This window comes from Aquimarina sp. MMG015 (assembly GCF_018100855.1).
Lineage (GTDB): Bacteria > Bacteroidota > Bacteroidia > Flavobacteriales > Flavobacteriaceae > Aquimarina > Aquimarina latercula.
The window spans coordinates 180,744-192,332 of the sequence record NZ_JAGJEB010000004.1 but is presented as its reverse complement, the minus strand read 5'-3'; the positions used below and the strand labels follow the sequence as shown (position 1 = coordinate 192,332).

10 protein-coding genes are annotated in these 11,589 nt (G+C 31.0%); 4 read left to right on the top strand and 6 right to left on the bottom strand.

The features are described from left to right. Window positions 1-78: 78 nt before the first annotated feature. The 3 genes from J8L88_RS09675 to fabD all read left to right on the top strand — a co-directional run bounded on the left by J8L88_RS09675 (window position 79) and on the right by fabD (window position 3,656). The gene (locus J8L88_RS09675; protein WP_211060637.1) at window positions 79-1,956 is read left to right on the top strand and encodes a tetratricopeptide repeat protein; all 1,878 of its coding nucleotides are present in this window, start codon (window positions 79-81) and stop codon (window positions 1,954-1,956) included. Beyond that, on the top strand, window positions 1,940-2,695 hold the full coding sequence (locus J8L88_RS09670) for a LytTR family DNA-binding domain-containing protein (RefSeq protein WP_027393032.1): 756 nt from the start codon (window positions 1,940-1,942) through the stop codon (window positions 2,693-2,695). Before J8L88_RS09675 ends, J8L88_RS09670 begins: the two co-directional genes overlap by 17 nt. A gap of 79 nt (window positions 2,696-2,774) precedes the next feature. Further along, complete coding sequence (gene fabD, locus J8L88_RS09665; RefSeq protein WP_211060636.1) at window positions 2,775-3,656, top strand: ACP S-malonyltransferase; 882 nt, start codon at window positions 2,775-2,777, stop codon at window positions 3,654-3,656. A gap of 87 nt (window positions 3,657-3,743) precedes the next feature. Here fabD and J8L88_RS09660 read toward each other — a convergent pair whose 3' ends face one another. Then, complete coding sequence (locus J8L88_RS09660; RefSeq protein WP_211060635.1) at window positions 3,744-4,259, bottom strand: hypothetical protein; 516 nt, start codon at window positions 4,257-4,259, stop codon at window positions 3,744-3,746. A 272-nt stretch (window positions 4,260-4,531) separates the two neighbouring features. Here J8L88_RS09660 and J8L88_RS09655 point away from each other — a divergent pair, with 272 nt between their 5' ends. After that, window positions 4,532-5,680, top strand: coding sequence for a gliding motility-associated C-terminal domain-containing protein (locus tag J8L88_RS09655; protein WP_211060634.1), 1,149 nt, complete (start codon window positions 4,532-4,534; stop codon window positions 5,678-5,680). Between the two features lie 19 nt (window positions 5,681-5,699). Here J8L88_RS09655 and J8L88_RS09650 read toward each other — a convergent pair whose 3' ends face one another. The 5 genes from J8L88_RS09650 to J8L88_RS09630 form a co-directional block, all read right to left on the bottom strand. Next, window positions 5,700-6,206 (bottom strand): TlpA disulfide reductase family protein, encoded by a 507-nt coding sequence (locus J8L88_RS09650; protein ID WP_158594411.1) that lies wholly within the window; start codon window positions 6,204-6,206, stop codon window positions 5,700-5,702. Window positions 6,207-6,252: 46 nt separating this feature from the next. Then, complete coding sequence (locus tag J8L88_RS09645) at window positions 6,253-7,527, bottom strand: amidohydrolase family protein (protein ID WP_211060633.1); 1,275 nt, start codon at window positions 7,525-7,527, stop codon at window positions 6,253-6,255. A gap of 119 nt (window positions 7,528-7,646) precedes the next feature. Next, window positions 7,647-8,600, bottom strand: coding sequence for a S9 family peptidase (locus tag J8L88_RS09640; RefSeq protein ID WP_211060632.1), 954 nt, complete (start codon window positions 8,598-8,600; stop codon window positions 7,647-7,649). A 68-nt stretch (window positions 8,601-8,668) separates the two neighbouring features. After that, a complete protein-coding gene (locus tag J8L88_RS09635) occupies window positions 8,669-10,312 on the bottom strand; it encodes a DEAD/DEAH box helicase (RefSeq protein WP_211060631.1) in 1,644 nt (547 codons plus the stop codon). 74 nt (window positions 10,313-10,386) lie between these two features. Next, on the bottom strand, window positions 10,387-11,571 hold the full coding sequence (locus tag J8L88_RS09630) for an SNF2 helicase associated domain-containing protein (RefSeq protein WP_118389059.1): 1,185 nt from the start codon (window positions 11,569-11,571) through the stop codon (window positions 10,387-10,389). Window positions 11,572-11,589 lie beyond the last annotated feature (18 nt).

Sequence of the window (11,589 nt, the reverse complement as noted above, 5' to 3'; positions counted from 1 at the left end):
TGTTGGTTTTTTTTACTTTTTACTTTAGTAACAGTATCGCAAACCCAAACTAAGAAAAACGTTGGGATAAAAGATAGTTTGTTAACTATTTATACCATTTGTGAAGATGTTGAACAGGCTAGAGCATCTTATCATCTTAGTTTGTATTACAAGGATGTAGATATGGATACTTCCTTACAATATGCAGAAGTTTCTAAGAGATTATCCTTAGAACATAAGGATTATGGTCTATATGCTCGTAGTCTAAAACGATTAGGTGTCATTTATATGTATTCGGAAGATGCGGATTTAGCGTATAATTATTTTAATAGAGCTAAACGTATTGCAAATGATGAGAAAGATTATTTTTTAATTGCAGATATTCAATCAGACATTGGGTTATTATTTCAAAGAAAAAGTGATTATAAAGAATCATTGAGCAATCTAATGGAAGCATATTACTTTTTTAAAGATGAAAAACCTTCTGTAGAAAAGCATAAATCATTAAATAGGCTGGGAATTTTATACTCTAAGCTAAATAAAAATGATAGATCAATAGATATATTCTCTGAAGCATTAGAAGTTGCAATATTATTGGGTGAAAAAGATAGAGAAATTACTAGTTATATAAATTTAGCAGTAATAGAAACTCAATTAGAAAATTTTGAAAATGCAATTGTATTGTATAAGAAGATATTAAGTGAAATTCTAGACGATAATCTGACGTATTATAATCAAAGACGGACGTGTTATAACAATCTAGCATTTAACTATTATAAAGTAAAAGCGTATGATTCTAGTCTTGTCTATGCCAAAAAATCTTTAGCAATTAAGCCAGATAAATTGTTTGATAGTAGAGTAGGACAAACCTATCGTACTTTAGGCAATGTGTATCTTGATATAGGAGCTTATAAGAAAGCAGAATATAATCTTAATAAAGCTTTGTCAATTGCAGAAGAGTACGAAATAAAGACAGCGATTATTGATGCCTATAAAGACTTATGTAGATATCATAAAAAAACGGAAAACTATAAGGAAGCACTTTTGTATTATGAAAAGTTTAATTCACTCGAATCTAAATTATTAGATGAGAATTTTTCTGAACAAATTTCAAAAATAGAATCTTCTAAAGTAATTGAACAAAAAGATGTTGCTTATGCTTCTTTATCAAAAGAGAAAGCAGAAGATAAAAAAGAATTCGAATCGGATATAGAAAGAATCATTTGGATAGTAAGTATTGTTTTAATAGCAATTATAGGAATGATTGTAGTATATGTATATCGCAATAGAGTGTATTTGGTAGAAAAGCAGAAGCAGATTTCTATGATGAAATTATTTGCTTTGAGATCTCAAATGAACCCTCATTTTATTTTTAATACGATAAATGGAGTGCAAAACTCGATATTAAAGTCAGATAAGTTTAGTGCATATAACTACCTAAGTAAGTTCTCTCAATCAATTAGGTTAATTCTTGATAATTCGAATGATTCGTTTATCAGGTTACAAAAGGAATTAGACCTTATTAGAGTGTATGTAGATTTAGAAAAAATAAGATTCAGAAATAAACTGGATTTTACATTAAAGGTAGATTGCAATATCGAAGAACAGAACCCCTATATTCCTGCAATGATTTTACAACCTATCATAGAAAATTCCATAATTCATGGTATTAGTAATAAACCAGATGGAGGCCATGTTTCTTTAACAATAGAACCATTTAATAGTAACTTAAAAATTATTGTACAAGATAATGGAATTGGAAGAAAAGAAGCTCAAAAAATAAAAATGTCTAAGCCAAAAGGTTTTATCGGAATTACTTCGATTAATACAAAACAACGAATAGACATACTGGTAAAATCAGGGTATAAGGATGCTAGATATTATTTTGAAGATCTCTTTGATAAAAATAATGAGGTAAAAGGAACTAGAAGTATATTAATTCTGCCATTAAAGAATATGTATGACAAAAATAATTAATGCCATTATAGTAGATGATGAATTGAACGGTATAGAAAATTTACAATCTTTACTAGTAACATTCTATCCGCAAATTGAAATTATAGGTACTGCACAAACGTTCGAAGAGGCCCAGACTCTATTGAAATCATATACAATTGATGTAGCATTTTTAGATATTCAGATTGGTACTAGAAGTATTTTCGAGTTTTTAGAAAAGTTTACAAGAATTGATTTTGAGATAATTTTCATGTCTGCACATAATCATGCGCTAGAAGCTTTTAAGTATATGGCACTAGATTATCTTTTAAAACCTATCGATATTGATGACTTTAAAAAAGCTATCAATAGACTTTTAGAAGGCTTGGAGAGAAGATATTTTGCTAATAATGCAAAAGAACTGATAGAGCAACTTAAGTTAGAAAAAGATAAGTTTAATAAAATATCTATTCCCACCTTTGATGGCTATGAAATTGTTTCCATAAGTTCGATTTTATATTGTTTAGCAGATGGAAGTTATACTCAATTGACACTAAATAATAATAAACATATTTTGGCTTCGCAGAATTTAAAATATTATGAGTATCTGCTGGAGAGTTTTGGTTTTTTAAGGATACACAACTCTAGTTTAATCAATAAAGATCACATCACTCGTATTAGTAAGTCTGATGGAGGGTTTGTCGTAATGGACGATGGAAAAAAGTTATCCATTTCTAAAACCAGGAAAGTAGATTTCTTTAGAAGTTTTAAAATCAAATAGGCTATTTAAAAACATTTTTTAAGTTAATTACTCTTGGTATTTATACTTACTTTTGTTAAAATTTTAAAAGACACAGTACATGAACGCATATGTTTTTCCAGGTCAAGGGGCTCAATTTTCAGGAATGGGACTGGACTTATATGAGAATTCAGAAATTGCAAAAGAACTTTTTCATAAAGCCAATGATATTTTAGGTTTTGAAATAACTAAAATCATGTTTGAAGGTACTGCTGATGAGTTAAAGGAAACAAAAGTTACTCAGCCGGCGATATTTTTACATTCGGTAATTTTAAGTGAAGTATTAGGAGATAGTTTTAAACCAGATATGGTAGCAGGTCATTCTCTTGGTGAGTTTTCTGCTTTAGTGGCTAACGGAACATTAAATTTTGAAGATGCACTTAGATTAGTTTCTAAGAGAGCATTAGCGATGCAAAGCGCTTGTGAATTAAAACCTTCTACAATGGCTGCCGTTTTAGGATTAGATGATGAGGTAGTAGAAAATGGATGTGAAGAAATTGATGGTATTGTAGTGGCTGCAAATTATAATTGCCCTGGTCAGTTAGTTATTTCTGGAGAAGTAGAAGCTATAGAAAAAGCTTGTGAGCTTATGAAAGAAAAAGGTGCTCGTAGAGCTTTGGTATTACCGGTTGGAGGTGCTTTTCATTCACCGTTAATGGAACCTGCTAGAGAAGAGTTAGCAGCAGCAATAGAAGAAACAACTTTCAATACACCAAACTGCCCTATATATCAAAATGTGACTACAACTGCAGTGACTGATCCTGAGGAAATCAAAAAGAATTTAATTGCTCAGTTAACTGCTCCTGTAAAATGGACACAAAGTGTGCAGAATATGATGAAAGATGGAGCAACATCATTTACAGAGGTTGGTCCAGGAAAAGTACTATCGGGATTAGTGAAAAAAGTAGATAGATCTATGGAAACTATTTCTGCATCTATTTAATATAAAAGAATTATAAGGAAGCCTCGAAAATTTAAATAGTTTTCGAGGTTTTTTATTGATAATACTTAATTTAAAAATTGTTTTTAGTTACTTTTTTTTGATTTTTTCGGTTCTAAATTGAGTCTCTAGATATATTTGTTTCCAGCGCCCGTCTACATAATTTCCGACTTTAAAATTATAAGTGTTATTATCTATATATTCCCACATATCAGTTACCAATGAACTCCCATATTGATACTGGTATAAAATATTTTTTCCATCAACTATAACAATTCCTTCAGTAACACCTCCGAAGATATCGAACTCCCAAAATTTAATGGTATTGGTTTCCTGATCAAATTTTCGTATCCCATGATTTCGCGAACCATATTTAGTTTGTTTTTTATCTATAAACCCTTTTGATTTTGCTATGACAATTGTACGGTTAAGGTCAAATTTAAATATCGTTTCTTGTTTAAATGCCGTTCCATCTCCCCAAGTACCAATAGCTTTCCATTCTTTATCAATCAGGTTTTCGAAAACAACAAGATTTGATTCTTGAGCCGATATTAGTTTAATAAACGAAAAAAAAATGACTGCGAGTTTGATAATGTTACATTGCATACAATAATAATTTAATACTGAATGAATAGAGCTTTTTTATCTATTAAAAGTTCTATTCTGCTAATTTAAAATAATACTTTTTACTTCACAGTTCTATTCATCGGTTAATAACTTCCATTGAACGATACTTATTCCGTTTTAACGAACATATAACGACTTAACAGAGGTGTTTTTCCATTCGCGGGTATAAAATGTCATCCTATCTGGCTCCAAGGTTTTTATGGGACTTCTCAAATTATATTTACGGTAACGAATACAAAAACCCAAAGTAAATGTCGTATTTAAGAATTATAATAATCACTTTAATTGGCTTTTCTGGATTTACTCAAGAGGCTTTTCATAATTTCGGTAATGTTCAAATTCATTCAACCGCTCAGATAGGTTTTCATATAAATGTTATCAATAATGGAGAGTTTGACAATAACGCAGGAAAGACAGGTTTTTATAACGATAATAGTTTAACAGTTTCTGGAAATAACGAACCAGTATTTCATGATTTAGAAATCGATGTTAAAGATGATTTGGTTTTAGAAATCGGCGTAGGGGTTACTAACTTTCAAGAATTTGTAAATGGTAGAGTAATAACTGATAGAGATGAGAAAAGTGTTTCATTAGACTACATAAATGATGCTCCATATTTAGGAGAACATGATGATAGGTATGTCGATGGGTATGCTACTTTAAATGGAAACTTAGATTTTTCTTTTCCTGTAGGTGATGATTTTAGGTTAAGACCTATAAAAATTGAGAATGAAGCTGCTAGTAATGGCTCCAGAGCTGCGTACTTTTTTGAAAACCCTAATACGCCAAATTTTTTTGTTGATAGCTTTGATACTGAGATGTATGAAGATTTATTATTTGGTGTAAGTATTTTCGAATTTTGGGATTTAGATGGTAGTAATGAAACTAGAGTTACTCTAACATGGGATAGTAATAGTAATATACCTACATTAGTTGGAGATCTTAACGATTTAAGAGTGGTAGGTTGGAGTAAAGAACTTCGTAAGTGGGTTAATTTAGGAAATACCTCAGTGTTTGGTGATGTAAACAAAGGTGAAATTTCTTCTAAAGCAATTATCCCGGATGATTATGAAGTATTAACTTTTGGATCATCAAATAGATTATTAGATGGAGATTTAGAAATTTTTACTGCTGTATCACCTAATGGAGATGGAATGAATGATACCTTTAAGATTCAGGGATTATCAAATTTTCCGGATAACGAATTATTTATATATAATCGATGGGGAGTATTAGTTTTTCAGAAGAAAGCATATCATGAAAATCAAAACTTTGCTGGTATTTCTGAAGGTAGAGTCACAATTTCTCAAAAATCAGAACTGCCTGAGGGGACCTATTATTATGTATTGAACATAACTGGAGCAAAAGATAGAGCGGGATATTTTTATATTAATAGATAAGAGGTTAAAAATAGTTGTATTAATTGTTAATGGAGTTTGATAATAAATAATCAATTTGTTCAAATGTATAAGTTCCCATAAGCTCCCCTTTTGGGGAGATCAAAAATTTAGCTGGAATTTCTGAAACACCATATTTTCTTGCAATATCAGATAATAAAACAAAACGATTTTGATTTACAATTTGGTTCTTCCATGTATACCCAAATTTATCAGCCACTTTTTTCCAAGACTTTAGATTCTTTTCAAGAGCAACCGTAACTATAGTAAGTTGGTTATCATGTTTTTTATAGATTGCGACCAGTTCAGGACTTTCTTTAAGACAGGGACCGCACCAAGAACCCCAAAAATCCAACAGTACATATTTTCCTTGTAGATTTGATAATTTAAAAGGAGTGCCATCAATAAGAGTCGTTTCAAAATCTGGAGCTAAATCTCCTTTTTCTGCTGCCGAAAATTTTGTATATAAATAGAATACCCCAAATAAGACAATAATTCCTAGAATAATGTATTGTGATATTTTTTTCACTTTTATTTGAGATATATCTTTTTTAATAATTTATAGTTGTAAAGAACTATTGCTTATAGATTTTACCATTCTTCATAACGAAAACTACATTTTCCATAGTTTTGATGTCATCTCTAGGATCTTTGTCTACTGCAACTATATCCGCTATAAAATCTGGAGCTATTTGCCCTAATTCTTTACTCATGTTTAATACTTTTGCATTAACGATAGTTGCACATTGTATAGCTGTTATAGCTGGCATTCCGGCTTCAACCATATATCCAAATTCTTTTCCATTTTGGCCGTGTTTAAAAACTCCTGCGTCGGTACCAAATGCAATTCGTACTCCTCGTTTATAAGCTTTTTTAAATGTATTTTGAATTTTTGGACCTATTTCTAATGCTTTGGGAACAATAATGGCTGGATAATACCCATCAATTGTTGCTTTTTCGGTTACTTCTTTACCAGCGGTAATCGTAGGTACTAAGTAAGCTTTCTTTTTTTTCATTAGATCCATTGTTTTAGTACTCATTAGAGTCCCATGTTCTATGGTCGTTACTCCACCATTTAAAGCACGTTGCATACCCTCATCACCATGTGCGTGAGCTGCAACATGAAATCCATAGTCTTTAGCGGCTTCGCAAATTGCTTTTATTTCTTCTAGTTTGAATTGAGGGTTAGAACCACTTTTAGCAACACTTAATACACCTCCTGTGGCAGTTATTTTAATAAGATCTGCTCCGTTTTTGTAACGTTGTCTTACAGCTTTTTTAGCATCTTCTACGCCGTTTACAACACCATCTTTAGGTCCTGGATCTCCTATAATAGATTTTTTACTTCCATTAGTGGGATCTCCATGTCCTCCAGTACTAGAAATAATTTTTCCGGCCGTAAAAATTCGTGGACCTATTATTTTTTCCTGAGCAATTGCTTTTTTTAAAGAGATGTTTACACCGCTTCCTCCAAGATCTCTTACAGTAGTAAATCCTGCCAACAAAGTAGCTTCGGCAAATCCTACAGAGTTGTAGGCAACATCTGCATCATTATGAGTGTAACGTTCTAAATATGCCTTCGGATTGGATTCACTCTCCATATGAACATGCATATCGATAAGTCCCGGCATAACTGTTTTGTCTTTGAGATCAACAATTATATCATTGCTATCTCCCTCTGTATAACCGATTTCTACCTTGCTTATTTTGTTTCCAGAAACCACAATGGTTCTTTCAGGAAGAATTTTTCCAGTTTTACTATCAATTAATTTTCCGCAATGCAGATATGTGTCTTGTGCAGTAATTGTAATACTTATTAAAACAAAAAGTAAAGTGTAAAAGAATTTCATAAGCTAATAAATTGAGTGAAATTGTTTGTGTATATTATCAGATGAACAATTTAAAATAAATTAATCTAATTGATTAATAGATTATGATTTCTTTTAGAAATATAGGCTGGTAATAATGGCTATTTACCATGAAATTTCATATCAGGTAATGCTGCGTTGCCTTTTAAATATTTATTAAACCAATCGATTATATCTTGATCTCTTTCTTCTTTAAACTGACTGATACCATGATCTGCTCCTTCATAGATTTTTAATCTATAGGGTATTCGATATTTTTCAAATTCTAAAGCTAGTTTTAAGGAATTGGTTGATTTTACTCTCCAATCTGCATTACCATGTAATAATAAAATAGGAACTTTAGTAGAGAATTTATCTGCCCATACTATTGCTGATCTTTTTTCTAGTTCAGCTTGTTTGTTTTGATGATAATTGGGAATTAACTCAGCATAAACACCCTTTTCCATATTAGGTCTATCGATTGTTCTCAGATCAGACTTTGCGCCTCCGGTAACAGCCGCTTTTATATTGTTCATTTTGGTAAGAGCAATATATGTCATCATTCCGCCTCGACTCCAACCATACATCCCAATACGTGTTGTATCTGCCTTTGGTAGCTCTTTAATTACTTTAGATAAATTTAAGACATCATTTATATCATTTCCTCCAAATTCTTCCATTCCTTCACTTTTACCAGATCCTCTATAATTACAACCAATTACAATATAACCTTCACTTGCTAGTTTTGAAAACCTAATGGATGCCCACAATACATTTAAATTACCAAAATCTCTATTCCCTCCTCTGTTGTAGATAATAACTGGATATTTCTTGTCTCCTTTGGGAACTGAAGCGAAAGACTGAATTTTTAGCCCATCACTTAGATAAGTGATTTCGAACATGTCTACATTTTCGGAATAACGAAATCTATCTTTAAATTTAGTTTTAGAAGAATCTGTAAATACTTTAGGATAAAGTTGCCAATCAATTTTCTTTTTCTCTAGAATTATAGATTCCTGAGATGAACATGAGTAAAGATTTATAATAATTAAGAGAACTAAAAAAAATCGTTTCATTTGTTTACTTTTTCTTAAGGACACTTAACCTGTATAGATATTACAAAAAGTTAAGTGTGTGTAAAATGTTACCTTAATAATTCTACTAGATCATTTTCTATATAGTCAGGTATAGTATCGATATCTATGATTTCATCAGAAAGATGCTGTTTTCTTTCTTGTAATTGAAGAATCTTTTCTTCTATCGTATTTTTAGTGATGAAACGAGTAACCATAACATTGTTGTTTTGTCCAATACGATGGGCCCGAGCAATAGCTTGTTTTTCTATAAATGGGTTCCACCAAGGGTCTAATAAAACAACATAAGAAGCTTTGGTTAGATTAAGACCAACTCCACCAGCTTTTAGTGAAATAAAGAATAAAGAGATGGAATCATTTTTCTGAAACTCATTAACTATTTTTTCTCTATCAGCGTTTTTTGTTTGACCAGTAAGACTAACAAAGGATATGTTTTGTGCTTTGCACCAAGTTTGATAGATCTCTAAATGAGATACAAAAGAGCTGAATACTAGGGCTTTTTTATGGGATTTAGCTAAGGTCTCTAGATAAGAAGTAACATCCTTGAATTTACACGAAGAATCTTCTGTTGTGGAATCTAATAGTTTAGGGTGGTTGGCTAGTTGTCTTAATTTAGTTAAGGTGTTTAAAACATGTATTTTATTAGTGGCAATAGGATCAATACCTAGTAATAGATTTCTTGCAGCTGATTTTTGAGATTCGTATGCTTTTTCTTGTTCATTAAGCATTTCTGTGTAGATAATTTGCTCAGATAACTCAGGAAGATCTTTTGCAACTTGTTCTTTGGTTCTTCTTAATATAAAAGGTTCTATGAGTGTTTTTAGTTCTTTAATGCGTTCTTCGTTCTGATATTTCTCAATCGGAATTTTAAAATGATCTTTAAAAAACGGAAAACTTCCCAACATTCCTGGATTGATAAACTCCATTTGGGACCAAAGATCAGATAATGAATTTTCTATAGGAGTTCCGCTTAGCGAAATTTTATGAGTTGTATTAATATCATTAATAGCTTTAAATATTTTAGATTCTTTATTCTTAATCTGCTGACTTTCGTCTGTTATTAAATAGGTGAATGTTGTTTTTTGTAAAATAGAAATATCCTTAGCTAAAGTGGTATAGGTGGTCAGTATGATGTCATAGGTTTCTAAATAAGGAGCTATTTTTTTTCGATCACTCCCGATGTACTTTGTAATAGTAAGGTGCGGAGCAAATTTTAGTATTTCCTGCGCCCAATTAAAAATAAGAGAAGAGGGTAAAACAATTAGAGCTTTTAAATACGTTTTTATTTCCAGGGGATCGCTAAATAGATCTAGTCGAACGGTTTTTGGAGTTGATTGTTCTGTTTTTAGTTGTTCTTTTGAAAAAACAAGAGTTGCAATAGTTTGTAATGTTTTTCCAAGTCCCATATCATCAGCAAGACAAGCTCCCAGATGATTTCCTTGGTGTTTTACTAACCACTTTACGCCTTCTTCTTGATATGGTCTTAATGTAGCTTTTAGTTTAGAAGATGATTGATATTTTAAATCAATTGTATCCTTTATTTCTAGTTCTTCTGGGTCAACGATTTCTTTAAGTAGTGTGTAATTTCCTTTGTTAACAAGGATACTATCTTCTTTTACTTTTCCGAAATTTGCTAATTTTTTATAACGAGTCATCCATTCCAATGGAATAATGAAAATGGTTTCATCATCCATTGGAAAGAAGCGATTATTATCTTTTATGTATTTAATAAATTTCGAAAAAGGAATTTCTTTTGTACCAATTTGTACTATTCCTTTGACATCGAACCAGTCATTTTTTTTTTATTTTTTATCTCGATTTCGTGTGAATCAAGATTTACAGATTTATTATCTAAATCCGGTAGGATGATTTCGACACCTTCTTTTTCAAGATCTTTATGGTGATTCTGTACCCAGTTAAAAATTGCTAAAGGATCATCAGAAGTTGTAGTTTCTAATAAAAGGTTTGCATTTACCTTTAAATCTTTAGACTCTAGTAAATCTATTATTTCTTTTTCAGCCTTTGGATCTCTTTTTATTTGGGTGATCTGGATTTCTTCGTTATCTCCAAAATGTACATCAGAAGATGTTTTTTTATTGCTATTGTAATCAAAACTAGCTTCTCCGTAATTAAAAATTACCTTAGCAACATAATTTTCCTTTATAAAATCTTGGATAATTTCTAGTTTGTAGGATGCTATGTTTTTATGAATTACAATTTCGAAGCCATTAGCAATTACATCTACATTTTTGATAACAGGAATAATTACTTTATCTAGATATGTTTTAATGTGTTTCTTAGCAATGGTAATCTTTTCTTTGCTAAAGAAAGGTTTTAGTTTGTTGGCATTCAGATTGTTAATGTGGTGTATGGATTTATCTACAACAATCCAAGACGGTTCATTTAATAAAATTTGAATACTATGGTTTTGAGGGATTATTACCTTTTCTTCATCCTTTAACGAAAAGGCATAATCAATTCCTTCATCAGTTTTTGTAAATTCTAGAATAGGGTTGAGGATACTTTTTCCAATCGATAATCTATGTACTTCAAACGGATCTTTTCTCTGCGCATTATGTATTACAGAGTATTCGTTTTTTATAACTAACTCATAAAAGTCAGAAAGTTTATTGTTTACATAATTAATAACAACATCTTTAATTTTAGGATCTTTTAGAATGTCAGCTAAACCGAATGTTTTTCTTTTTTTAGCGGGTCTAAACTGTTGTTCTAAAACAGCTGTTTTTAAACTGGAACATATTTCTAGCAATTGTTCATGAGCTGTTTCTAAATATGGTATCTCAAAACTTTTTAATGTTGCTGGAGTAGCCTGTTTTTCTACATATCCTAATCGGTCATTTGTAACAGGTACAATATACGCTTCTGGTAATGGAGGGATTCCAGGTAAATTATTATGGTCAACTAGGTTATAACAGATGCAAAGTGAATCCATTGTGGGTATTTATTGGTT

Bases quoted from the DNA above. Each gene is read 5' to 3' on its own strand.
- J8L88_RS09670 (WP_027393032.1), top strand. From the start codon at position 1,940: ATGACAAAAATAATTAATGCCATTATAGTAGATGATGAATTGAACGGT.
- fabD (WP_211060636.1), top strand. From the start codon at position 2,775: ATGAACGCATATGTTTTTCCAGGTCAAGGGGCTCAATTTTCAGGAATG.
- J8L88_RS09660 (WP_211060635.1), bottom strand. From the start codon at position 4,259: ATGCAATGTAACATTATCAAACTCGCAGTCATTTTTTTTTCGTTTATT.
- J8L88_RS09655 (WP_211060634.1), top strand. From the start codon at position 4,532: ATGTCGTATTTAAGAATTATAATAATCACTTTAATTGGCTTTTCTGGA.
- J8L88_RS09645 (WP_211060633.1), bottom strand. From the start codon at position 7,527: ATGAAATTCTTTTACACTTTACTTTTTGTTTTAATAAGTATTACAATT.
- J8L88_RS09640 (WP_211060632.1), bottom strand. From the start codon at position 8,600: ATGAAACGATTTTTTTTAGTTCTCTTAATTATTATAAATCTTTACTCA.
- J8L88_RS09635 (WP_211060631.1), bottom strand. From the start codon at position 10,312: ATGGATGATGAAACCATTTTCATTATTCCATTGGAATGGATGACTCGT.
- J8L88_RS09630 (WP_118389059.1), bottom strand. From the start codon at position 11,571: ATGGATTCACTTTGCATCTGTTATAACCTAGTTGACCATAATAATTTA.